This window comes from Paenibacillus medicaginis (assembly GCF_042138635.1).
In the GTDB taxonomy this organism is placed as follows: Bacteria; Bacillota; Bacilli; order Paenibacillales; family Paenibacillaceae; genus Paenibacillus; species Paenibacillus medicaginis.
The window spans coordinates 12,316-36,199 of sequence record NZ_JBHIRY010000028.1; the positions used below are offsets into that span (position 1 = coordinate 12,316).

General features: G+C 50.8%; 25 protein-coding genes and 1 riboswitch. Of the genes, 24 read left to right on the forward strand and 1 reads right to left on the reverse strand.

Annotation, left to right across the window (positions count from 1 at the left end):
* Positions 1-42: 42 nt before the first annotated feature.
* Positions 43-298: riboswitch (cyclic di-AMP (ydaO/yuaA leader) on the forward strand.
* Between the two features lie 283 nt (positions 299-581).
* The 11 genes from ACE5LO_RS21910 (at position 582) to ACE5LO_RS21960 (ending at position 10,326) form a co-directional block, all read left to right on the forward strand.
* Entirely contained in the window at positions 582-1,721 is a 1,140-nt protein-coding gene (locus ACE5LO_RS21910; RefSeq protein ID WP_375522106.1) for a resuscitation-promoting factor, read from the forward strand.
* A 162-nt stretch (positions 1,722-1,883) separates the two neighbouring features.
* Positions 1,884-2,429, forward strand: coding sequence for a ribonuclease M5 (rnmV, locus tag ACE5LO_RS21915; protein WP_375522107.1), 546 nt, complete (start codon positions 1,884-1,886; stop codon positions 2,427-2,429).
* Between the two features lie 5 nt (positions 2,430-2,434).
* Positions 2,435-3,319 carry a 16S rRNA (adenine(1518)-N(6)/adenine(1519)-N(6))-dimethyltransferase RsmA gene (gene rsmA, locus ACE5LO_RS21920; RefSeq protein ID WP_375522108.1) on the forward strand — a complete coding sequence of 295 codons (885 nt, stop codon included), beginning with the start codon at positions 2,435-2,437 and terminating at the stop codon, positions 3,317-3,319.
* A gap of 86 nt (positions 3,320-3,405) precedes the next feature.
* Entirely contained in the window at positions 3,406-4,296 is an 891-nt protein-coding gene (gene yabG / locus ACE5LO_RS21925) for a sporulation peptidase YabG (RefSeq protein WP_375522141.1), read from the forward strand.
* 178 nt (positions 4,297-4,474) lie between these two features.
* A complete protein-coding gene (gene veg / locus ACE5LO_RS21930; protein ID WP_375357287.1) occupies positions 4,475-4,744 on the forward strand; it encodes a biofilm formation stimulator Veg in 270 nt (89 codons plus the stop codon).
* Between the two features lie 160 nt (positions 4,745-4,904).
* A complete protein-coding gene (locus ACE5LO_RS21935) occupies positions 4,905-5,090 on the forward strand; it encodes a small, acid-soluble spore protein, alpha/beta type (protein ID WP_375357288.1) in 186 nt (61 codons plus the stop codon).
* Positions 5,091-5,232: 142 nt separating this feature from the next.
* Positions 5,233-6,087 (forward strand): 4-(cytidine 5'-diphospho)-2-C-methyl-D-erythritol kinase, encoded by an 855-nt coding sequence (ispE, locus tag ACE5LO_RS21940; protein ID WP_375522109.1) that lies wholly within the window; start codon positions 5,233-5,235, stop codon positions 6,085-6,087.
* A 186-nt stretch (positions 6,088-6,273) separates the two neighbouring features.
* On the forward strand, positions 6,274-7,098 hold the full coding sequence (gene purR / locus ACE5LO_RS21945) for a pur operon repressor (protein ID WP_375522110.1): 825 nt from the start codon (positions 6,274-6,276) through the stop codon (positions 7,096-7,098).
* Between the two features lie 166 nt (positions 7,099-7,264).
* The gene (spoVG, locus tag ACE5LO_RS21950) at positions 7,265-7,549 is read left to right on the forward strand and encodes a septation regulator SpoVG (protein ID WP_305756792.1); all 285 of its coding nucleotides are present in this window, start codon (positions 7,265-7,267) and stop codon (positions 7,547-7,549) included.
* Positions 7,550-7,863: 314 nt separating this feature from the next.
* Entirely contained in the window at positions 7,864-9,261 is a 1,398-nt protein-coding gene (gene glmU, locus ACE5LO_RS21955; protein ID WP_375522111.1) for a bifunctional UDP-N-acetylglucosamine diphosphorylase/glucosamine-1-phosphate N-acetyltransferase GlmU, read from the forward strand.
* 111 nt (positions 9,262-9,372) lie between these two features.
* The gene (locus ACE5LO_RS21960; RefSeq protein ID WP_355325854.1) at positions 9,373-10,326 is read left to right on the forward strand and encodes a ribose-phosphate diphosphokinase; all 954 of its coding nucleotides are present in this window, start codon (positions 9,373-9,375) and stop codon (positions 10,324-10,326) included.
* 78 nt (positions 10,327-10,404) lie between these two features.
* Here ACE5LO_RS21960 and ACE5LO_RS21965 read toward each other — a convergent pair whose 3' ends face one another.
* Entirely contained in the window at positions 10,405-10,608 is a 204-nt protein-coding gene (locus ACE5LO_RS21965; protein WP_375522112.1) for a hypothetical protein, read from the reverse strand.
* A 107-nt stretch (positions 10,609-10,715) separates the two neighbouring features.
* Between ACE5LO_RS21965 and pth the strand changes: the two genes are divergently transcribed.
* The 13 genes from pth (at position 10,716) to ACE5LO_RS22030 (ending at position 23,565) form a co-directional block, all read left to right on the forward strand.
* On the forward strand, positions 10,716-11,276 hold the full coding sequence (gene pth, locus ACE5LO_RS21970) for an aminoacyl-tRNA hydrolase (RefSeq protein WP_375522113.1): 561 nt from the start codon (positions 10,716-10,718) through the stop codon (positions 11,274-11,276).
* A gap of 95 nt (positions 11,277-11,371) precedes the next feature.
* The gene (gene fin / locus ACE5LO_RS21975; protein WP_375522114.1) at positions 11,372-11,602 is read left to right on the forward strand and encodes an anti-sigma-F factor Fin; all 231 of its coding nucleotides are present in this window, start codon (positions 11,372-11,374) and stop codon (positions 11,600-11,602) included.
* Between the two features lie 120 nt (positions 11,603-11,722).
* Positions 11,723-15,247, forward strand: a complete 3,525-nt coding sequence (gene mfd / locus ACE5LO_RS21980; protein WP_375522115.1) for a transcription-repair coupling factor — start codon at positions 11,723-11,725, stop codon at positions 15,245-15,247.
* Entirely contained in the window at positions 15,234-16,382 is a 1,149-nt protein-coding gene (locus ACE5LO_RS21985; protein ID WP_375522116.1) for a peptidylprolyl isomerase, read from the forward strand. The genes mfd and ACE5LO_RS21985 overlap by 14 nt, the downstream gene beginning before the upstream one ends.
* A gap of 398 nt (positions 16,383-16,780) precedes the next feature.
* A complete protein-coding gene (gene spoVT / locus ACE5LO_RS21990; protein ID WP_375357297.1) occupies positions 16,781-17,323 on the forward strand; it encodes a stage V sporulation protein T in 543 nt (180 codons plus the stop codon).
* Between the two features lie 178 nt (positions 17,324-17,501).
* Complete coding sequence (locus ACE5LO_RS21995) at positions 17,502-19,238, forward strand: putative polysaccharide biosynthesis protein (protein WP_375522142.1); 1,737 nt, start codon at positions 17,502-17,504, stop codon at positions 19,236-19,238.
* 108 nt (positions 19,239-19,346) lie between these two features.
* Entirely contained in the window at positions 19,347-20,846 is a 1,500-nt protein-coding gene (gene yabN / locus ACE5LO_RS22000) for a bifunctional methyltransferase/pyrophosphohydrolase YabN (protein ID WP_375522117.1), read from the forward strand.
* A 208-nt stretch (positions 20,847-21,054) separates the two neighbouring features.
* Positions 21,055-21,327: an HU family DNA-binding protein gene (locus tag ACE5LO_RS22005; RefSeq protein WP_375357299.1), complete on the forward strand. Its 273-nt coding sequence runs from the start codon at positions 21,055-21,057 to the stop codon at positions 21,325-21,327.
* A complete protein-coding gene (locus tag ACE5LO_RS22010; RefSeq protein WP_375522118.1) occupies positions 21,327-21,605 on the forward strand; it encodes an RNA-binding S4 domain-containing protein in 279 nt (92 codons plus the stop codon). The genes ACE5LO_RS22005 and ACE5LO_RS22010 overlap by 1 nt, the downstream gene beginning before the upstream one ends.
* 150 nt (positions 21,606-21,755) lie before the next feature.
* On the forward strand, positions 21,756-22,040 hold the full coding sequence (yabP, locus tag ACE5LO_RS22015; RefSeq protein ID WP_375357301.1) for a sporulation protein YabP: 285 nt from the start codon (positions 21,756-21,758) through the stop codon (positions 22,038-22,040).
* Positions 22,037-22,615, forward strand: coding sequence for a spore cortex biosynthesis protein YabQ (gene yabQ / locus ACE5LO_RS22020; protein WP_375522119.1), 579 nt, complete (start codon positions 22,037-22,039; stop codon positions 22,613-22,615). Before yabP ends, yabQ begins: the two co-directional genes overlap by 4 nt.
* 3 nt (positions 22,616-22,618) lie before the next feature.
* A complete protein-coding gene (locus ACE5LO_RS22025; RefSeq protein WP_375522120.1) occupies positions 22,619-22,951 on the forward strand; it encodes an FtsB family cell division protein in 333 nt (110 codons plus the stop codon).
* A 122-nt stretch (positions 22,952-23,073) separates the two neighbouring features.
* Positions 23,074-23,565: a S1 domain-containing RNA-binding protein gene (locus ACE5LO_RS22030; RefSeq protein ID WP_375522121.1), complete on the forward strand. Its 492-nt coding sequence runs from the start codon at positions 23,074-23,076 to the stop codon at positions 23,563-23,565.
* The last annotated feature ends 319 nt before the right edge of the window (positions 23,566-23,884 follow it).

A 23,884-nucleotide genomic window follows, 5' to 3' on the forward strand; every position in this document is an offset into this window, starting at 1 on the left:
ATTGATGCTGTGTAAAGCGGCAAATTCAGTAGTTCATTTCATGAACCAGTCTCGCTTAATCTCTGTTATGGAGAACGGGGGAACCGATATGGTGGCAGGCCATAAGGAGAGCGTACAGACATAGACGTATTGTCGTGTGCATGTACCTTCGCTTATGCCGGACGTCATAGTTCGATTTCTTTTCTGGGTCTTAGGGGTGAATGTGAAGGCAGCCGCCATGAGCGGGTGACCTGAACTAGGGCGACTCTCTACGTCCGAATCCGACAGCTAACCCCGTAAGCGTATCAAGAGAGAAGCTACCTCGTGTATGGATTTTCCGCATATGTCATTGACGGAAGTCACGAAAGAGCTCTCTTAACTCTTTCTTGACTTTTTTAGTTTATGAATATGGGAGAATCTGCCCACATACTGTTACATAACGGAGTTATGAAGCAGTAAAGGGGGGCGCCATGCTGCGAAGACGGGAACATGATGCAGGGCAGGTTGCAGTCAGGCTTGTCTTGTAGAAAATCTGGTATAGTCGCGTCAACTTCAATCATGTATTACTCTCAGACGGCGAGGCTATGAAGGAGGACGGAGAAGTGGGAATTTTCCAACAAGGGGAGACCCATGAGTCACGCTCATCCAGCATGTCTTACGCGTTGCGATGGAGGCATGAAAAATTGCGCCATGCATCATTGGTCGCTATTTTTCTAATCGCACTAACAATCACAATCTCTATTCTGGTGTACACGCAGACAAAGAAACAAGTGGTTCTGGTCATCAACGGTCAGACGAAAGCGGTTGAGACCCGCGGAGAAAGTTTGCAGGATGTTCTGGAGGAGCATTCTATTACACTGGCACCCCATGACAAGATTTCCATGCCGGTGAACGGAGCTGTACAGAATGGGGAGCGGGTAGTCATTAAACGGGCTGCGCCAGTGAACGTATCCGCAGGCTATGAAACCAAACAGCTGTACACCACCGAAAATACAGTAGAAGACGCTATTCGAACCTTGGGCTACGAATTGTCACCGGAAGATAAGGTTTCCCCCTCACCGGATACCAGAATCTCTTCTAACATGGATATAAAAATTGTTCGTGTTACGAAGCAGAAGGTTCAACAAAAGGCAGAGATTCCTTACAGAGTCGTCAAGACGGCTGATCCAAGCTTGTACAAGGGAGATAATCGCACCTTGGTGAGCGGCAAGGATGGAGTCATGGTCCAGAATATTGAGAAGGTGTATCATGACGGGAAACTGATTTCAAAGCGTATGGTAAGCAAAGAAGTTGCTACGAATCGTGTTGACAAGGTTATTGCAGTAGGTACGAAGAAGAAACCTGTTGTACTGGCGGCATCTATCGGACCTTCCGGTTCCGCAAAGACGGCCGGTGCCAATACGATTAGCCGGGTAGGAATAGAATTTAAATATACAAAAGTTTTAAGCAATGTATCCATGACGGCTTACTCCGCACAGCAGCCTGGCATAGGCACCCGGACATCCTCCGGCACACGCGTTACTGAAGGACGCACCATTGCCGTGGACCCTAATGTCATCCCAATAGGCTGGTGGGTATATATTGAAGGTCTTGGCTTCCGTCGTGCTGAGGATACTGGCGGCGCCATAAAAGGCAACAAAATCGATGTGTATTATGAGAGTTTGAATCAGGCGATGAATTTTGGCCGTAAAACAGGAATGACAGTGTATGTCATCGGTCCGGTCAAACCGGAGTTGAATTAACCGCAGGCGGAAATGTTGGAGCTTGTAATTCAATCGCTGGTTAGGATAGTATTAAGAACATAAAGATGCCATGCTAAGAAGGGGAGGATCATCCTCTTCTTATTTTTATTTTGTGCTAAATGCCAAGCTCGGGATGAGAGCATCGGGAAGGAAGATAGATTCATGATTAAGGAAGTCATCGTAGTGGAGGGCCGGGATGATACGGTGGCCATCAAAAGGGCGGTCCAGGCCGACACGATTGAAACCGGCGGTTCTGCCATCAATGCCACGACGATTCGCAAAATTGCCATGGCTCAGAAGCGGCGGGGGATCATTATCCTGACCGATCCGGATCACGCCGGGGAGCGGATTCGCAAGATTATTGCCTCCAGGGTGCCGGGGTGCAAGCAGGCATTTATTCCTGAGGCGGAAGCGACCCGGAAAGGGGATATCGGGGTGGAGAATGCTTCTCCCGAAGCGATCCGTCACGCACTCGCCAGAGTTCATACTACGGTAGAGGATGCGCGCCCCCTGATCGATTGGGAGGACCTTATTGACGCGGGCATGATCACACATCCACGGGCGGCCTCCCGCAGGATGACGTTAGGCAACATCCTGGGCATCGGTTATTGCAACGGCAAGCAGCTTCATAAGCGGCTGACGATGTTCCAAATCAGCCGCGAGGAGTTCGCGGCGGCATTACAGCAAATTGAAAGCGAAGGATTGTGATGGACATGAAGGGTCTTGAAGATATTGCGACTCCCCGCCGGACCAAGGAGATCATTCAGAGGCACGGTTTCTCGTTCAAGAAGAGTCTGGGACAGAATTTTCTGGTTGACCAGAATATATTGCAAAAAATCGTGGCTGCCGCCGGATTGGATGAGACCAAGGGAGCGCTTGAGATCGGGCCGGGCATTGGAGCGCTGACGGAGCGGCTGGCCCGTTCGGCCAAGTGCGTAACGGCTGTGGAGATCGATCAGCGGCTTCTGCCCATTCTGGACGAAGTTATGGCACCGTACGACCAGGTGCGCGTACGTCACGGGGACGTGCTGAAGCTGGACCTTAAAGAAGTGTTCGCGGAGGACTTTGCGGATGTGGAAAAGGTCAGCGTGGTAGCCAATCTGCCTTATTACGTCACAACTCCCATCTTGATGAAGCTGCTGGAGGACAAGCTGCCTCTGGAGAATATCGTCGTCATGATTCAAAAGGAGGTAGCTGAACGAATGGCCGCGGCTCCAGGCTCCAAGGATTATGGCAGCTTGAGCATAGCGGTGCAGTATTACAGTGAGCCGGAGCTGGTCTGCATTGTGCCGCACACCGTATTCATTCCGCAGCCCAATGTGGAATCGGCGGTTATCCGGCTGCGTGTAAGACCGGAGCCACCGGTCCAGGTTCCGGACGAAAAGCATTTTTTTGAAGTCGTGCAGTCTGCCTTCGCGCAACGGCGCAAAACGATTGCTAACAACCTGAAGAGCCGATTCTTCACAAAAGAGAATAAGGATGCGTTAGAGCCCCTTTTGCGGTCCGCAGACATTGAACCCTCCAGAAGGGGAGAAACGCTCAGCATCGAAGAGTTCGCGCGTCTGAGCACGCTGTTGCTGGAAGCAGGCTATAAATAAACATCCGTTCTGCCATGCTTGATTTCAGACGGCCGGAACCAAAGCGGGGTATTGCCCATACGATGAAGCAGGGGTGATACACATTGATGATCATTGGAGACTTGGTCGTTCGTAAATCGTACGGCAGGGACGTGACGTTCCGCGTAGAGGAAGTCTGGCGCGATAATGCCATCATTAAAGGGACAGAGTTCCGGCTGCTGGCAGACTCCCCTATGAGCGATCTGGTCAAAGTGTCGACCGATCCGATGAACGGCATAACCAAACAGGCACAAATTAAAGCTTATCAATCCCTCTCTTCCCTGAAGCAGGAACGGCTGCAGCAGGCGGAACGGGGGCATGAGCTGCTGAACCAAAGCCAGGCCGCGAATGCATCCTATTTTGAAATGCCCGGCAAGGTGCTCCATTTGGACGGGGATGCCAACTATCTGCATAAAAGCATGAAGCTGTATGAACAGCTCAGGGTTCCGGCTGAGGGATATCATGTACATGAGTCCGCCATGGCGGACGTTCTGCTGAAGCTGCTTCCGCGCGCTCGCCCCGATATTCTCGTCATCACCGGGCATGACGGTGTGCTCAAAAAGCGTCAGCCTTATGATTTGTACAGTCTGTCCAGCTATAAAAATTCACAAAACTTCGTCTCTGCCATTCAGGTGGCAAGACAGTACGACAGAAATCTGGACTCGCTTACGATTGTAGCAGGGGCATGCCAGTCCCATTTTGAGGCGCTGCTCCGTACAGGAGCGAATTTTGCCAGTTCTCCCGGCCGTATTCTGATCCATGCGCTGGATCCGGTATATATTGCGGCCAAAGCCTCCTTTACGTCGATAAAGGACACGGTAAGTATGGGAGATATATTTAATCATACGATCAGCGGAAGCCAGGGGGTCGGGGGAGTGGAGACCCGGGGAAGCTATCGAATAGGTCTGCCCCGACTGGAAAATCTTTCAACATTGAAGGTGACACCATCCGCAATATAACACATGTATAGATTGAAACTGGTTATGTGCCGCCCTGCTTGCAGGGTTTTTTTGTGCATCATTTTTCATGAAAAATTAAATTGACAACACAATTTGTCTGCTGCTATAATATTTCCTTCGATTTGACAATGTCCACCAAATCCATTATAATGGGTCAGGAAAGAGGTGGTCGTTAACAATGGCTAAAAATTCGCTATTGGATATCAAACGCAGTCTCGATGCACATGTAGGGCAAAAGATTTTGCTGAAGGCTAACGGCGGTCGACGCAAGACCGTTGAACGAACTGGTGTATTGGAAGAAACGTACCCTTCTGTTTTTATTGTAAAGCTTGACCAAGAGCAGCAAAGCTGTAAGCGTGTTTCTTACAGTTATGCGGACATCCTTACAGAATCCGTGGAAGTTACTGTTTATGATGCCGATGGACCGATGGTTGTCGAGTATCACTAATGTAGCGTTCCATATATGCTTAATTTCACACGCAAGCGGCGCGGCTCATGGCTTCGCCGTTTTTTGCTGCTTGTATGCTCAGGATAGGATACCGCACCAGGGCACATACTATGGACGGGAATATTCATCCTGTTTCCATTTGCAAGGAGGCGGTTTACGAATGAGCCGAAGAAGAAGAGGAGTCATGTCAGAGGAACTGAAGTATGAGCTTGCCAAGGATTTGGGGTTTTACGATACCGTGCGTGAGGAAGGCTGGGGCGGTATTAAGGCCAAGGATGCGGGCAACATGGTGAAAAGAGCAATCCAGCTTGCAGAACAAGCAGCTTCACGCAATCCGCGGCAGTAACAAAGCAGCATGCTCCTGAAGCGGGGGGATTTGGCAGGTTGCCGGATTCCCCCGCTTTTTACCTGTTTCTATGCTTGGCACGCTCGGTTTGATATAATATGTTAAATTGTCTTGAGCGAAAGGGTAAGGATGGGTGAACTCCTTGAGAATATACGAGAAGGCTCCGGCTAAAATAAATTTAATGCTTGATGTGCTGCAAAAACGCCCCGACGGATACCATGAGGTGGAAATGATCATGACCATGGTCGATCTTGCGGACAGGCTCGAAATGTCCGAGCTGCCGCGCGACACCATTATCATATCAAGCCAGGCAGGCTACATACCGCTGGATGAGAAGAACCTGGCCTTTCAGGCTGCGCGGTTGATTAAGGACCGTTATAACGTAAATAAAGGTGTCTATATTCATCTTGATAAAAAGATTCCCGTTGCCGCAGGCCTTGCAGGAGGCAGCAGCGATGCTGCCGCAACGCTGCGCGGCCTGAACCGTTTATGGAAGCTCGACATTTCCGATGAAGAGCTGTGTGAGCTTGGCGCGGAGTTGGGGTCGGATGTGCCCTTCTGCGTAACCGGAGGTACGGCGCTTGCTACAGGCCGCGGAGAAGTGCTGACCCCGTTGCCTAATCCGCCGCAATGCTGGGTTGTACTGGCAAAGCCTCCGATCAACGTATCCACGGCAGATGTCTACGGAAGAATAAGGGCTGACAAAATACCACATCATCCGTCTGCGAAAAGAATGGAACAAGCCATACGCGGAAACTCGTTTACGGGTGTCTGCAGAGAGCTCGGCAATGTGCTTGAGGATGTGACCTTGAAGCTGTATCCGGAAGTGCAGCGGCTGAAGGAGTCCATGGTACGGCTCGGAGCGGATGGTGTGCTGATGTCGGGCAGCGGCCCTACTGTATTCGGCCTGGTCTCGAAGGAGGCAAAAATTCCGCGCATTTACAACGGGCTGCGTGGTTTCTGCAAGGAAGTGTATGCAGTACGGCTTTTAACATAAGAAAAACGAAGTGGATTTGTAGGTTTTCTTAGGATTACCTTGTTTATATACGTACAAAAATGGTATATTTTATTGTGAATATTCGGTTTTTGAACAATCAGTACCGTAACAGCCGAAAATTTCGGGACAACCCGTTGGACACGGCAGACGAACAAGTACGGATGTAACAGATCGCGAGGAATTGCTGTGAAAAAATTAAAACGAAGCGCACGCCTGATTGAGATGACTCAATTTTTACTGGCAAGGCCGCATACACTTGTGCCCCTTACTTATTTCGCTGACCGTTATGGGGCTGCCAAGTCATCCATCAGCGAGGATTTGGCCATTATCAAGGAAGTATTCGAGGAAGACGGAACGGGAGAGCTGCAGACGCTGGCCGGAGCGGCCGGCGGGGTAAAGCTGATTCCCAGACTGTCCAGGGAGCACGCGTTGGCATTTACCGAATCGCTTTGCAAGCAACTGGAGCAGCCTGACCGGATTTTGCCGGGCGGGTATTTATACATGTCCGATTTGCTCGGGCAGCCTGCCACGATGAATGAAGCGGGGAAAATTTTTGCCACCGCGTTTGCGGATCGTGCCATTGATGTGGTTATGACGGTGGAAACGAAAGGGATTCCCTTAGCTTACGCAACAGCCGCACAGTTGAACCTCCCTGTTGTTCTCGTACGCCGCGACCATCAGGTGACAGAGGGCTCGGCTGTGAGTATTAATTATGTATCTGGGTCACAGAAGAGCCTTCATACGATGTCGCTTTCGAGAAGAGCACTTCCGGAGAAGTCGAAGGTTCTGATCGTGGATGATTTCATGAAAGCGGGAGGAACCATTCAGGGCATGGTCGATTTGCTGGTGGAGTTTAATGCTACGGTATCAGGAGTAGGGGTGCTTGTAGAATCAGGCGAGGTCGATACAGAGGAAAGACTTTTGCATGATTATGTATCGCTTGCGAATTTAACAGCGGTCGACTCCAAAAGCAAGCAGATTAAAGTAAAACTTGGGAACTACTTCGGCTGACAATATGTTGACATATTTGAAAAAACCGCATGAATTCAATAAAAATTTAGTGTATTGAAAAAATTACCTTAATTCAGGATACAAATTGTACAAAAAAAGAAGGATTTTGATTTGTTGTGTGGAATTATACACCAAGTCCTCAATGGAAAAAGGTGGTGATACACACATGCAAATTACGGATGTCAGACTCCGCCGAGTAAACTCCGAAGGAAGAATGAAGGCGATAGCCTCCATTACCATTGATAATGAGTTTGTCGTACACGACATACGGGTTATCGACGGGAATAATGGAATGTTCGTAGCGATGCCAAGCAAACGGACTCCGGATGGAGAGTTTCGCGACATTGCTCATCCGATTTCTTCAGGTACACGTGAGAAAATTCAGGATGCCGTGCTCGCTGAGTACGAACGGGCTGCCGTCGAAGAAGAAGTGATTGAAGAAGGCGCTTAAGGTTAACTTGGGACGCGATTGGGGTTTTAAAGAAAAGAGAGCCACTAACTGTGGCTCTCTTTTCTTTTTCCCTAGAATAAGATATATTCTTAATGGAGTTGTAAACTCCATTGCAAATTTCAATAATGCCGCAAGGCAGTGACGAATAAGTTGCCGCTGGCATCGAGCAACGATGAGGGCGGCAACAACGACAGCAATCCGGCACATCAATGCGGATTCTTATTTAGCAGGAGGTCCAGCACAAAGCTGGTCTGAAAACCAGGCGACGCTGAACAAGAGATGCCGGTTGTTTTCAGAATAGGAGGGTAATTCTTTTGAAAAGGTTGGCAGTGATTCTTGCCGCAGGGCAGGGAAAACGTATGAAATCCAAACTTTATAAGGTGCTGCATCCGGTATGTGGCAAACCGATGGTTGGACATGTCAGCGACACCATTCGTCAAGTGGGTGTATCCCGCAGCATTGCTGTTGTAGGCCACGGGGCGGAAGCTGTTCAGGCTTATTTGGGCGATGCGGCTGAGTATGTTTTGCAAACGGAGCAGCTGGGAACCGGTCATGCGGTAAAAATGGCAAAGGAATTGCTCGCCCAGGAGAACGGGACAACGATCGTGATTTGCGGAGACACGCCGCTTGTGACGACAGAAACACTGGAAAGCCTGATCCGCTTGCATGAGGAGCGCGGTGCGGCAGCCACGATTTTGACCGCACACCTTGATCAGCCTCAAGGGTACGGCCGGGTAATCCGGGATGCATCGGGCTCGGTAACCAAAATTGTGGAGCAGAAGGACTGCACTCCCGCAGAGGATCGTGTTCAGGAGATTAATACAGGGACCTACTGCTTTGACAATGCCAAGCTGTTCAGCGCCTTGGAGCGAATCACCAACCAAAATGCACAGCAGGAATACTATCTGACGGATGTCATCGGCATCATGCGTGGTGATGGAGATGGTATCGAAGCCTATATGACGAATGACCCTGCTGAATCCATTGGTGTTAATGACCGGATTGCCCTCTCTGAAGCAGAGCGCTTAATGAGGGAACGTATCGTACGCCGCCATATGCTGAATGGGGTGACCGTGATGGATCCGTCATCGACATATATCGACAGCGATGTCATCATCGGTTCAGATACTGTCCTTTTTCCCGGTACCGTTTTATCAGGCAGCACCAAAATTGCCGAGGACTGCAAAATTGGACCGAATGCAGAGTTGACGGACACCATCATTCATAGCGGAGCCGAGATCAAATATTCCGTTCTGTCAGAGGCTGAAGTTGGTATGAACACCTCTGTAGGCCCATTTGCCTACTTGCGCCCGGGAACAAAACTTGGAAATGACGTAAAAATCGGTGATTTTGTGGAAGTGAAAAACGCCACGATTGACGATAATTCTAAAGTTTCCCATTTGAGCTATATCGGCGATGCCAGAGTGGGTAAACATGTGAATATAGGGTGTGGAGCAATAACGGTCAATTATGATGGTTATAATAAATCCATTACCGAAATCGAAGACAATGCGTTCGTAGGCAGCAATGTAAACCTCGTTGCTCCTGTCAAAATCGGCCAGGGCGCGTACGTCGTTGCTGGTTCAACCATTACGAAAGATGTTCCTGAAAATGATATGGCCATTGCCAGACCCCGTCAGGAGAACAAGACGGACTATGCCGACAAAATCAGGGCACGGGCGAAAGCGAAGAAAGACGGGCTGAACGGTTAGCAGGCACCGTATTCATCTTATTCATATGATTTACCCGGATTTCCCGGATATGCCGTCCACGAAGCGGTAATAAGGTTCCTATGGACGAACCAGCACGGAGGGTTTCTATTAATGACTTATTGTGATTCCAAACTCAAGATTTTCACCTGTAACTCCAATCCGAAATTAGCCCATCAGATTGCGGACTATATCGGAATCCCTATGGGGGAATCCCATACGACGTCCTTCAGCGACGGTGAAATTCAGGTTAAATTGTCAGAGAGTGTGCGGGGCTGTCACGTATACATTATTCAGTCCACTTGCCTTCCGGTGAACGACAATCTGATGGAGCTTCTGGTTATGGTGGATGCGCTCAAGCGGGCATCCGCCAAAAGCATAAACGTAGTCATACCGTACTACGGATATGCGCGGCAGGACCGTAAAGCCCGCAGCCGTGACCCGATCACCGCCAAACTGGTGGCTAATCTGATCGAGACAGCGGGCGCCCACCGGGTCATTACAATGGATCTGCATGCTATGCAAATTCAGGGCTTTTTTGATATTCCAGTGGATCATCTGCTGGGTGTTCCGATTCTGGCTCAGTATTTCCGCTCCAAGCAGATCGAGAATCCCGTTATCGTGTCCCCTGACCACGGCGGTGTGGTGCGTGCGCGAAAGCTGGCGGATTTCCTGAATGCCCCGCTGGCGATTATTGATAAGCGCCGTCCGGAGCCGAACGTCAGCGAAGTTATGAACATCATCGGTAACATTGAGGGCAAAACAGCAATCATTATTGACGACATTATCGATACGGCAGGAACCATCGTGCTGGGAGCCAATGCATTGAAGGAAGGCGGCGTGAAGGAAGTATACGCATGCTGTACGCATCCGGTATTGTCTGGCCCGGCCATGGAGCGTCTGGAGAATGCACCGTTGAAAGAAGTCGTTGTTACCGATACGATTCCTATTGTACATCCTAATCCTACAAGCAAACTGAAAGTGCTGTCCGTAGCACCTTTGATGGGTGAGGCTATTATTCGCGTCCATGAAGAACTGTCGATCAGCAAGCTGTTTGAAATAGAATAACCTGCCGGCAAAGACATAGAGGGGTTACCTTTTCCATCATGGAAAAAGTAACCCCTGTCGGCATGTCCGGCCTTTTCCTCAATATCCCGGACACGATACAAAGGTGAAGCGCAGCCGATTGTACAAGGTATTGTCAATTTCGACGAAATGCTCATTAAAACGGGCGACATGCCCGATACCGACGTGCGCACCGGTCTGATCGTACACCTGTACAGGAACGGTCTGTTTTAAGTGGTACAGAAAGTGGCTGTCGTAAATTAGTACATCTCCCTGATCACGCATAGATCGGTTTCACCTTCCTCATTTCAGAACAGCGCAATAGCAAGGGATTTTTATTTTTACAATTATTTTAACAAAAAAATGAAAATTGCACAGCGAGGTGAACCGCGATGAAATGGATTGTCGGTCTCGGCAACCCGGGTCCCCAATATGAGAAAACGAGGCATAACGTCGGTTTTATGGCCCTCGATCAGCTGGCCGCACGGCACGGGATTACCATAAATCAGAGTAAATGCAAGGCATTGATCGGTGAAGGCGTTATTGGCGGTGTGAAAACGGTGCTGATCAAGCCCATGACCTATATGAATTTATCGGGTGAATCGGTACGCGCCTATATGGATTATTATAAAGCCGATTTAAACGATTTAATCGTCGTATATGATGATTTGGATACCGAGGTCGGGAAAATCCGGCTCCGCTATCAGGGAAGCGCCGGCGGCCACAACGGGATCAAATCAATTATTCAGCATACGGGAACCCAGCAATTCAACCGGATTCGCATGGGCATATCGAGGCCAGAGCCTGGATACGCCATCGTGGACTATGTGCTGGGCGTTTTCCCGAAAAAAGAGAAGGAAGCCCTGGAGAGCATGATCAGCGAAACGTGTGACGCCTTGGAGTACAGTCTGGACAATACGTTTGAAAGAACGATGGCCAAGTTTAATAAATAAAGGACAGCCTCCCGGAAGAATTTCCCTGAACAGGGCTAAACACAGCCTGACGGGGACATACTGAGAGGAATAGACCACTTTCGGGAGGCATATAGATGGCAGTAAATTATGTATGCAGGCATTGCCGGACCTTCATTGGCCGGATCGAGTCTGATCATATCAGTGAGGAAAAGCTCGGTTTTCATTTCTTGACCCCCGACGAACGGCGGGATATAATAGCCTATAATTCAGGCGGAGAGATTACGGTTCGGATTACCTGCGACTATTGCACGGAGGCGCTGAAGTCCCATCCGGAGCTCAGCCTGCTGGCAAATCCGCTACAGTAATATAGGCTGTTAGTACTATATCATTGGCCTTTCGGAGCCTTGGCACGTTGCTGAGGCTTCTTTTGCAGTTTACACATAGAATGGATTTTGAAATCAAGAAAGCAAAAGGGGTGCCTTTTTTTGTTACAAGCACTTATTCAGGAATTTTCCAAGGATGCCGATCTCGGATCGATCACGGCGGGAATCGCATCGGGTATGAAGGAGCAGCTGATCTCCGGTTTGTCCGGTTCGGCGCGCCAAGTATTGATGGCTGCGGTAGTAGAGCAAACGCAGCGGCCCCTTCTGGTGTTAACGCATAATATGTTTGCTGCCCAAAAGATCGCGGATGATTTACAGGAAGCGCTTTCTTCTGATCGGGTGCTGCTCTATCCTGCCAATGAGCTGGTCGCGGCAGAAGCAGCGGTATCCAGCCCTGAAACGGTGTCGCAGCGTATCGAGGTGCTGGTTAAATGCGCACAAGGCTTTCGCGGCATCGTCGTTGCGCCTTTTTCGGGTGTGCGCCGTTATTTGCCCGATCCACGGGTTTTTGTTAACGGACAAATCCATCTGGAGACAGGAAAAACGATTGAGATAGAGCCGTTTCTGCTGCGTATGATTGAACTGGGCTATCAGCGGGTGGAGCGGGTCGAGTCCAGGGGGGAATTGAGCGTACGGGGCGGCATTATTGACTTTTACCCGATGACGACAGATCTGGCTTACCGTGTGGAGCTGTTTGATGACGAAATTGATTCGATCCGTACCTTTGATCCTGCGGACCAGCGTTCGGTGGAGAAAATAAAAGAGATTACGGTAACCCCGTGCAGAGAGCAGATTGCTGACAACAGCCGTATGGATAAGGCAGCAGACGCAGCGGCCCAACTGCTGGAGGAGCAGATTGCGAAAACGACGGACCGGCAGGCGAAGCTGCGGTTGAAGGAAGAAATTCAGCGTGAACTCGAAATGCTGCGTGAGCATGTTTATTTTGATGAAATCTATAAATATATCGGACTTTTATATCCTGAATGCACAACGCTTATGAACTACATGGCCGAGGATACGATCCTGGTCATCGACGAGCCTGCACGCATGCTGGAGACGGCCAAGCAGCTTGAACGGGATGAATCGGAGTGGAACCTGCATCTTCTGCAGAACGGAAAGACACTGCCCCAGCTCGTGCTATCGGCTGATTCGGAGAAAATTTTGTACCAGCGTCCTTTCCAGACGCTGTTTATGTCCCTATTCCTGCGCCAGGTTCCTCATACCCAGCCGCAAAATATTCTAAATTTCATCAGCAGGGGAATGCAGGATTTTCACGGTCAAATGAATGTGCTGAAATCGGAGATGGAAAGATGGACCAAGGCGGGAACAAGGGTCATTATGCTGGCGGGCGGGGAGGAGCGGCTTGACCGCATGCGAAGAGTTTTGCAGGACTATGATATCCCCGAGCCGACGATGATGATCGGCGGCCTGCAGAGCGGTTTTGAGCTGCCATCCATTCATCTTGCCGTCATTACCGAAGGGGAAATGTTCTCGCAGAAGCAGCGCAGAACCCGCAAGCAGGGACGGCAAATGGACAATGCCGAACGGATCAAGAGCTATACGGAGCTTAAAGTCGGCGACTATGTCGTACACCAGAATCATGGGATCGGCAAATACATGGGGATCGGCACGCTGGAAGTGGCGGGAATCCACAAAGATTATATGCATATTTTGTATGCGGGCGGTGACAAGCTGTCCGTGCCGATCGAACAAATTGATCTGATTCAGAAATATGTAGGCTCAGAAGAGAAGGAGCCGAAAATTTACAAGCTGGGCGGCAATGAATGGACGAGGGTGAAGAACAAGGTCCGCAGCTCGGTGCAGGATATTGCCGACGATTTGATCAAGCTCTATGCTGAGCGCCAGTCTGCGCCTGGATACAAATTTGAGAAGGATACGCCTGAGCAGCAGGAATTCGAAGCTATGTTTCCTTATGAGGAAACGAGGGACCAAATTCGGGCTATTGAAGAAATTAAGAAGGACATGGAAATGGGTCGTCCCATGGACCGTCTGCTGTGTGGAGACGTAGGCTATGGGAAAACGGAGGTAGCTATCCGGGCGGCGTTTAAAGCGGCGATTGAAGGCAAGCAGGTGGCTGTGCTCGTTCCGACCACCATATTGGCGCAGCAGCATTATGAGACGTTCCGCGAGCGGTTTGCGGGATATCCGTTCAACATTCAGGTGTTAAGCCGTTTCCGCTCGCGCAAGGAGCAAAATGAAACCACAAAAGGACTCAAGCAGGGAACGGTTGATATCGTCATCGGTACCCATCGTCTGCTGTCGCAGGACCTGGTGTTCAAGGATATCGGACTTCTGATTGTAGATGAAGAGCAGCGCTTTGGTGTAACCCATAAGGAAAAGCTGAAAAGGCTGAAAACGAATGTGGATGTGCTCACCCTGACAGCCACCCCGATTCCGCGTACGCTGCATATGTCCATGCTGGGCGTCCGTGATCTGTCCGTCATCGAGACACCGCCGGAAAATCGTTTTCCTGTGCAGACTTATGTCGTGGAACACAGCCAGTCTCTCGTCAGAGAGGCTATAGAGCGCGAAATGGCACGCGGAGGACAGGTGTACTATTTATATAACCGGGTGCAGGGCATTCAGGAAATGGCGGCCGAAATCAACGCGCTTGTCCCTGATGCGAAGGTGGGAATCGGGCATGGACAGATGACGGAATCCGAACTGGAAAAGACGATCCTTGATTTTCTGGATGGTGAATACGATGTGCTCGTGAGCACCAGCATTATTGAGACTGGCGTGGATATTCCGAACGTGAACACGCTGATCGTCCATGACGCGGATAAGATGGGGCTTTCCCAGTTGTATCAGCTGCGGGGAAGAGTAGGGCGTTCCAATCGTATTGCCTACGCTTATTTTACTTATCAGCGGGATAAGGTATTGACTGAGGTGGCGGAGAAGCGTCTGCAATCCATCAAGGAGTTTACGGAGCTGGGCTCCGGCTTCAAGATCGCAATGCGCGATTTGTCCATCCGCGGCGCAGGCAACCTGTTGGGCGCCGAGCAGCACGGGTTTATTGCGTCTGTTGGCTTTGACCTGTATTCGCAAATGCTGGCCGAGGAGATCAACAAGCGGAAAATCACGATGTTTGGTGAAGGAACCGTTTCTGCAGAGCATTGGAAAACATCCATCGATATTCATTTTGACGCTTATCTCCCTGCGGATTACATTTATGACAGCATCCAGAAAATCGAAATTTATAAAAAAGTGGCGGTAATCGCCTCTTTTGAAGAAGCTGCGGAGCTTGAGGAAGAGCTTATTGACCGGTTTGGCGACCTGCCGGAGGCGGTGCGCAATCTGATGGCTGTGGCCCGGATGAAAGTGTATGGCAAAATGTATGGCATCGAATCGATTGCGAAACGCAAGGACGAAGTCATCATCCGCTTTTACGAAGGCCGGCAGCAGGCGGTGCAAACTTCCAAACTGGCGCAGGTTGGCAATCAGTTTGAAAGACGTGTACAATTTGAACAAGGGGCGCCAATAACAGCCCGTATCCAGGGCCGGGGTCTCAAGGATGCTCAGCTTGTGGAATTGCTTGAGCAATTTCTGGAAGCATTGAAGGATGCTTTTAAATCGAAGGAGGAACTTCAGGATGTTGCCAAATAAAGCCGGATCTTGGAAGACGCTGCTGCTGAGCCTGGCGGTGGTGCTGACTGTATCTCTGCTCGCGGCATGCGGCAAGAACGGCGAACAGTCCGCCGATGAGAAGCCAAAGGATACCAGCAAGGTGGTGGCTACTTATAAGGGCGGAGAAATTACGGAGAATGAATTCAACCGGGAGATCGGCATGATGAAGCTGCTGTATCCCAACTACGCGCAAATGCTGGACACGGCAGATGTCAGAGAAACCATTGTGAAGCAGGAAATCGCATATGAATATCTGGCTGGGCAAGCTGAAGACGCTGCCAAGACAGCCGGCGCAAAAAGCGGACAGGAACAATTCGACCAGTTCAAGAGCTCGGTGGGGGCTGACCAATTTAAAACGATGCTGGATCAGCAAAAGCTGACAGAAAATGATGTGAAGAATTACCTGACCAACATCATGACCGTTACGGAAAATGAAAAGGTGAAAGTGACGGACGAGCAGTTGAAAGCCGAATTCGAGAAAAACAAGGATCAGTTTACAATGGCTACCGTCCGCCATGTCCTGATTAACTTTACAGATCCGAAAACCAATAAAGAACGGACCAAGGAAGCGACCCTGAAGCTGGCCAAGGATGTGGAAGCCAAGCTGAAGAACGGGGCGGACTTTGCCGAGATTGCGAAGAAATATTCGGAGGACCCGGGTTCTGCCTCGGAGGGCGGGCTGTATAAGGATACCCCAGTCGGGCAGTGGGTTGATGCATTTAAAGAGGCCGCCAAGACACAGCCGATCAATGAAATTGGCAATCCGGTCGAAACTGAGTACGGATATCATATCATTAAAGTGGAATCCCGTACGGTAGCTGATTATGCGAAGCTGACAGCCGAGCAGAAAGACAGCCTGATGAGTTCCATTGTCTCCAACAATGTTACGAATTTCATGACGAAAGATCTGGATGCCCTGATTACCAAAATTGATCTTCCGGCTGTACCTGCCGCTGAGACGGGCAAGGATGGCAGCAAAGAAGGTACAACTTCCCCGGAAGCACCTGCAGCGGACAATAAAGGAGCAGCGACGGGTACGGATTCATCGGCCGGATCGGCAGATCAGAAATCAGGCAGCGCGGAAGACAGCACCGGCACTGCAGACGGCAAATAAAATTAGAAACCAGGGAAAAGATGCTGAAATCGGCGTCTTTTTTCTGTGTTATAAAAACTGTATATTATCATATTTTATGGTTAATTATATTATCGAAGGAAAAATCTCCGGCTTATGAATAAGAAAATGGGAGGCGATGAATACTATGGTCAGAAATCACAACAATGGTCTTGAGCAACACGTCCTTTTCCTCCGTAGGAGGCCGGAACCATAATTCTCAGCGGCGTTTATGGTAAAATGATACTCGCCGTTTTACGGTATATGGATAAAGCGGGTCCTTTCATTGACGCTGATATGCATAGGCCGGCTGGCGCTTTAACGGGCTTCAGAAAGGATGTTATGGCCGCAGAATCAGTAGTTTTAACAAATCTTCCAGAGAAAGTGGGGCAACTTGTGAAATGAAAGCTACTGGTATTGTTCGCCGCATTGACGATCTTGGTCGCGTGGTTATCCCTAAAGAAATTCGCCGTACATTACGAATCCGTGAAGGGGATCCGTTGGAGATTTTTGTGGACCGGGATGGCGAAGTCATCCTGAAGAAATATTCGCCGATCGGGGAATTGGGCGACTTTGCGAAGGAGTATGCAGAATCTTTGTATGAGGGGACAGGCCATATAACGTTGATTTCTGACCGCGATACCTTCATTGCGGTGGCTGGGGGCTCCAAAAAGGATTACCTCGAAAAATCGATCGGTTCGATTATTGAGAGCTGCATGGATAACCGTAAAACGGTCCTGGAAACCAACAGCGGAAGTTATGAAATTACCAAAGATCATGCCGAAAAGATCTCATCCTTTGTCGCAGCGCCGATTATTTCGGGAGGAGACCCGATTGGTGCCGTTGTCCTCTTCAATAAGGATGATCAGGTAACCATGTCTGAAATGGAAACGAAAATGTCGGAAACCGCCGCTGCTTTCCTTGGAAAGCAGATGGAACAGTAAGAAGTAAAATCGCGCTCCCGGATTGTCTGCGAGGTGCTAAAAGCACGCGGACGCCCGGGAGTTTTGTTTGCCGCAGGGGAACGGGTATAGTAAGATAATCAATAATTATCGGACGGCTCGGAAGCAAAAGGGTGCTTTTCGGGTTGGCACAATGGATGATGGGAATCGGGTGGTTATCATAAAAGACAGGGATACGGCGGGCAAACTGCTGAAGGGCGCATTGATTTTAAGCGCGGCGGCAGTGATCACGAAGCTGATCGGCACCTTGCAGAAAATCCCGATGCAGAACATTGGGGGGGACGGTGTATTCGGGATATATAACACCGTTTACCCTTTCTATACCATACTTATTACCATTGCGGCAGCAGGCTTCCCCGTAGCGATCTCCAAATTTGTGGCAGAGTATGAGACGGCAGGGGACAGGGAGACAGGCCAACGGGTCATCAAGCTGTCCTCGCTGCTGCTTGGGGGCTTCGGTTTGCTGATCGGCCTGCTTACCTACACAGGAGCTCCGCTGCTGGGGAGACTCATTGACAATGCGCATGTTGTTCCGTCCATCCGGGCTGCTGCTGCCGCCTTCCTGTTTGTTCCCGTGATGTCGGCGCTGCGCGGGTATTTTCAGGGGCTGCAAAATATGGTGCCGACCGCCGTCTCCCAGGTGACGGAGCAAATGGTCAGGGTAGCGGTGATGATCGTGCTGCTGTTATTTATGGTCAGGCAGGGATGGGGGCCTGAATGGATTGCAGCGGGAGCCATTCTCGGCTCGGCGGCAGGAGGTGCAGCAGGTTTGGTCGTGATGCTGCTTTACTGGAAAGCACATATCAGGAGACCTGGTCGATTAGCTGCGGATGTTCATCAGACGGCGGCTTCCGGAGGGGAACCTGCCGTAACGCTGGCAGAAAAGGCTGCCGCACGGGTAGAAATCACGGTTAGTTTAGCCGAATCCGAATACGGGGAACGTTCACGCCCGGCGGACAACCGGGAGCTCATCGCCGCACTGCTTCGTTATGCGCTCCCGGTATGCCTCGGCGCTCTGGCGGTGCCTTTGATCAATCTGGTCGATTCCTTTACCGTTCCCCGCCTTTTAAAACGGGAAGGCCTGGATGAGGCCGGGGTTATGGTCTTGTTCGGCGTATACAACCGTGGTCTGCCGCTCGTGCAGCTGGTCATGATGTTTGCGACCACGCTGTCAGCGCTCTTTATTCCTTCGCTGGCGGAAGCGAAGCTCAGAGGGGAACACGAGCTGGTCCGGAAGCAATGCGAGCTGTCGCTGCGCTGGTTCTGGCTGCTCGGGCTGGCGTCTGCGGCTGGGCTTGCCGTATTGGCCGAGCCCATTAATATTATGCTTTACACCGACAACAGCGGCAGTACGGTGATGAGCTGGATGGCGCTGACCGCAGCCGGCGGATCGGTCAGCATTATCTCGGCGGCGCTCCTGCAGGGGCTGGGCGCCGTGCGCGCGCCAGCGGCGCACATGCTTGCCGCTGCGGCGGCGAAGGCGGCGCTTAACTGGCTGCTCGTGCCCTCACTTGGCACGACCGGCGCCGCCATCGCGGGCGCAGCCGCCTACCTGCTGGCGGCTGCGCTCAACATCGCGCTGCTCGCCCGCCTGGCGGGGCTGCGCCTGACCTGGAGCGCCGCCGTGCTGAAGCCGGCGCTCGCCCTCGCCGCCATGGCTATGGCGGCGGCGGGCACGGCCTGGGGCGCCGGCGCTGTGCTCGGCGCCCTGGGAGCCGCGGACGGCGGGCGTACGTCCGCGGCGGCGGCAAGCCTGCTCGGCGTGCTCGCAGGCGCCGCCGTGTTCATGCTTGCCGCCGTCAGGCTGCGGCTGCTCACAGAGGCGGAGCTGGCCGCCCTGCCGAAGCTCGGGCCGCCGCTGGTGCAGCTGCTGCACAAAGTGCGGCTGTTGAGCTAGCGAGCAGACTGCCGAAGCAGCGCCGGATTCGTGTAAATAGTTCCGATATGTTATAGTAGAGCCGATGATCAGGCGGCAGATTACGTGCCGCGAAACGGAGGGTTTAGGATGAGCGCATCCCTGACAGTGGTCGGTCTCGGTTCGGGAGATCCGGACCAGCTTACAGTCGGTATTTTAAATAAACTGCGGAAGGCGGATACGCTGTATTTACGCACAAAGGAGCACCCGGTGCTGGCTGCTCTTGAGGAGTACGGCGTGCAGGCTGAATCCTTTGATGAAATTTACGAGGCCAAGGATTCCTTCCCGGAAGTGTATCAGGAGATTGCCGCTCGTTTGGTGAGTATGGCTGCGGCAGGACAACCGGAGCAGGAGATTGTCTATGCTGTGCCCGGACACCCGATGGTGGCTGAAGCTACCGTGGGGCTGCTCAAGCAGCAGTGCGACGAGCAGGGCATTCCCTTGAGCATCCTGGGCGGGGAAAGCTTTCTGGATGAGGCGTTCGTCAGGCTCGGCTTTGATCCCATTGAAGGCTTTCAGCTGCTGGATGCCGGTAACCTGAAGCCGGACTGGCTGCAGCCACAGCTTCACACCCTGATCGGACAGGTCTATGACAGTTTTACTGCCTCGGACGTGAAGCTCTGCCTGATGGAGCGTTATCCCGATGATTACGAGGTCATTGTGGGCCACGCACTGGGCGTAGCGGGAGAAGAAGCCATACATAAGGTTCCGCTATACGAGCTGGATCGTGTTAAAGACTACGGCAATCTCTCCCTGGTGTACGTACCACGGAGCTTGGACGAGCGGCTGCGCAGGCATTCATTTGACCGTCTGCATGAGATTGTGGCGATTCTGCGCAGCCCCGAGGGCTGTCCGTGGGATCGTGAACAGACGCATCAGTCCATTCGTAAAAACTTAATCGAAGAGACCTACGAGGTGCTTGAAACGATTGATGATGACGATCCGGACCACATGAAGGAAGAGCTGGGCGATTTGCTCCTGCAAATCCTGCTTCATGCCCAGATGGAGGAGGAGCTTGGCACATTCACGGTTTATGATATCCTTGCAGGATTGAATGACAAGCTTATTTTCCGGCATCCACATGTCTTCGGGGATCAGCAAGCGGGGGACGCGGAAGCTGCCCTGCAAAATTGGGAGCAAATGAAGGCGGAGGAGAAGCGACTTAAGGGGATTGAGACTGCGCAGCAATCGGCGCTGGACGGTGTTCCGCGTGATCTGCCGGCGCTCATGAAGGCGTACAAGCTGCAGAAGAAAGCGGCCAAAACGGGCTTTGACTGGGACAGCATTGATGGTGTGTTTGACAAAATCCATGAGGAGCTGGAAGAGCTGCAGGAGGCGGTACGGGAAGAGCAGTCCCCTGAGAACCAGGCTTTGGAGCTGGGAGATCTGCTGTTTGCATCCGTCAATGCGGCCCGTTTCATCGGGGCTGATCCTGAAGAAGCGCTGACGATGACCAACCGCAAATTTGCGAAACGGTTCCGTTACATTGAAGACCGCCTGCGGGAGCAGGGGCGGGGGTTGCAGGACAGCACAGTTGATGAAATGGAGTTGTACTGGCAGGAGGCCAAGAAGGTCCTGGGGAACGGCTAAAAAAATATTTTCTCTATCACATGTTTGGGAATATTTGCAGCGGTCCATGCTGTAGATAAGAGAAATGGGCTGCTTTTACCCGCAAATTGCAAAAAAAGTATGGTGTTTAGCAGGATTTTCTTTGGCCAGCAAGAATACAAGATTAATGCTTTTGAAGCATGTCTCTTGTGCAAACCTTATTTTTTGAATTCTAGGAGGCTTTTAATTTATGAACAAGACAGATCTGATCAACAACATTTCCAGCAAGAGCGGTCTGAGCAAGCGCGACGTGGAGAACGTACTGAATGGCTTTATCGGTGAAATCACCGATGCTCTGGCTAGCGGAGACAAGGTTCAGCTGATCGGCTTTGGCACTTTCGAAACACGCAAGCGCTCCAGCCGTACAGGACGCAACCCGCAAACAGGCAACACCATTGAAATTCCTGAATCCACAGTGCCTGCGTTCAAAGCTGGCAACAAGCTTAAAGAAGCCGTTAATTAATGCGTCTAGATAAATTTCTGAAAGTATCACGGCTGATTAAACGGCGTACGGTGGCCAAGGATGTTTCCGGGCAGGGAAGAGTCGTAGTCAACGGCCGTGAAGCCAAACCTAGCAGTGCAGTTAAAGTGGGCGATGAGATTACCGTTCAGTTTGGTCAGAAGCTGGTAACGGTCCGGGTCGAGAAGCTTGCGGATACGACACGGAAAGATGAGGCCGCAGGCATGTATACCCTGATTAAGGAAGAGCCGATTCCCAAGGACAATGGCCTTGAGTGGTAAGCCCTGCATCCTCAACCGATGACTCCAAGAAGGAGCATTTCTTCATTCCGGTGAAGGAATGCTTTTTTGCATAATTCGGCCGGCGTAATAAAACAGTTCTATTTTGTACCCTGCTTCATAAGCTATCTAACAGAAGGAGGGGTACATGCCATGACGGACTATGGGAAGCCGAAACAGCATGATCTGCGGATGCAAAATCGGAAACAGCTCGACCTTACCGGGGTTTTAAACGTAGAAAGCTTCGACAGTGAAGAGTTTCTGCTGCAAACCGAGCTCGGTCATCTGACGATCCGCGGACAGAACCTGCATATCAAAAATCTTAATCTGGAAGAGGGACTGCTCTCTATTGAAGGGTTGATCAGCTCTCTTGCTTATCTGGATCCCGGATCCCAGACCAAAAACGGCAAAGGTCTTTTGGGCAAGCTGTTTAAATGAGCCCCTACAGCCAGTGGCTTACACTGATGTACATGCTGTTCTCCGGAGCGGCCATGGGGGCGGTGTTTGACAGTTACCGGGTGCTGTCTTACCGTTTGCGGTTGACCCGCTGGTCCATTCATCTCATTGATCTGCTGTACTGGGTGCTTTCGGCTGTGTTCATTTTCCGTATGCTGTATGCCAGCAATCACGGTGAATTGCGGTTTTATGTATTTTTAGGGCTGATTTTAGGAGCATTGCTCTATTTTTGGACTCTAAGTGCTATAGTACAACTAATTGTGGTAAAGTTAATAGAGATTGTTCGCAAGCTTACAGCTATTGTTTATCATATATTCAGAGTTTTGGTTTTTCTGCCGCTGTTCGGGCTTTACCGATTCATTTTAGCCTGCATGGTTGGAATCGGAACGCTCCTATTATATTTGGGGAAAATGGTCCTCATTCTGCTAAGGCCCTTCGGCCGGTTGCTGCTGTGGATGTTAAGGCCGATTGCTTCCCGTTGGAAAACACCCGTCTGGCTTATCCGTGCAGGCAGGTTTGTCAAAGGAATTATAGATCGTTGGTTCGTTAGGAGGTAAATCATGCGCTACTCGTCTGCAAATCACTCATCGGTCTCTTCATCGTCTAATCCGCAAGCCGGCGGGCGGAGACGGGTCATGATTTGGCTGATTGTCGTGCTGCTGTTCGCAATCTGGGCGATTATCACCTTTTTCACTCAGGCCGTCAGCATGGCGGAACAGAATAAGGTACTTGCCCAGAAGGAAAAGGAACGGCAAGCGGCTGATGCATCCCACAAGCAGCTTCAATATGAAGTCAACCGCCTACAGGACCCTGAATACATCGGTGAGATGGCCCGCAGCAAATACGGCCTCTACCTGCCTGAAGAAACGCCTATTATCAGCGGTGATGAATAAGCGGAATAAGGCATTTGCTTAGTTGACCTTATTTGCGCCTTTCTGTATAATCAAATCACCACAGCGGGATTTTTTTGCGAAAAATCGGGTTGTATATTTTTAAGGGAGGATCATTTTATTCTATGGCAATTGAAGTGGGCACCAAGTTAGAGGGCAAAGTGACAGGCATCACGCATTTTGGAGCATTTGTGGATTTGTCTGGAGGTGTCACGGGTCTCGTTCACATCTCGGAAATCGCCGATAATTACGTTAAAGATGTTAACGACCACCTGAAGATCAATGATGTTGTTACGGTTAAGGTCATTAATGTCGACAAGGACGGCAAGATCGGTCTTTCGATTAAGCAGGCTGTAGACAAACCGGCTTCGGAGGCTCCGGCACCGAGAGGTCCACGGCCGGATCGTGGTGGAGACCGGTTTGGCAGTGGAGGTTCCGGCCAAGGACGTGGCGGATTTAACCGTGATCGTGGAGGCAGACCATTTAAGCCTGCAGCAAGTAAACCTTCATTTGAGGATAAAATGTCACGCTTCCTGAAAGATAGTGAGGAACGCATTTCTTCACTGAAGAAGAATACGGAAGGCAAACGCGGCGGTAGAGGTGCCAAACGCGTCTAACCCCTTAATGACCTTCTGTAGCTAGGTGTCCCGATGAATATATAGCGAAGAACCGCAGCGCCGAAAGGCAGCTGCGGTTTTTTTGTCGTGCTGGCCAAACCGTCCGACAACTTCCAACTCATTTCCAGTAAACATGGGGCCAATCGCTAGCATGAATAGTTTAAGAGAGTCAGAGGAAGGAGGCCATCGTTTTGTTTGGCAGAGGCCCTGGAGCGATGAAACGCGGCGGTGGCAATGCTTCGCCATGCTTTCCTCCTTGTTTCGCGGACCCTGCTTTTTTGTCGGAATATTTTTATTTGCGTCCGTGGGGTTCTGACAA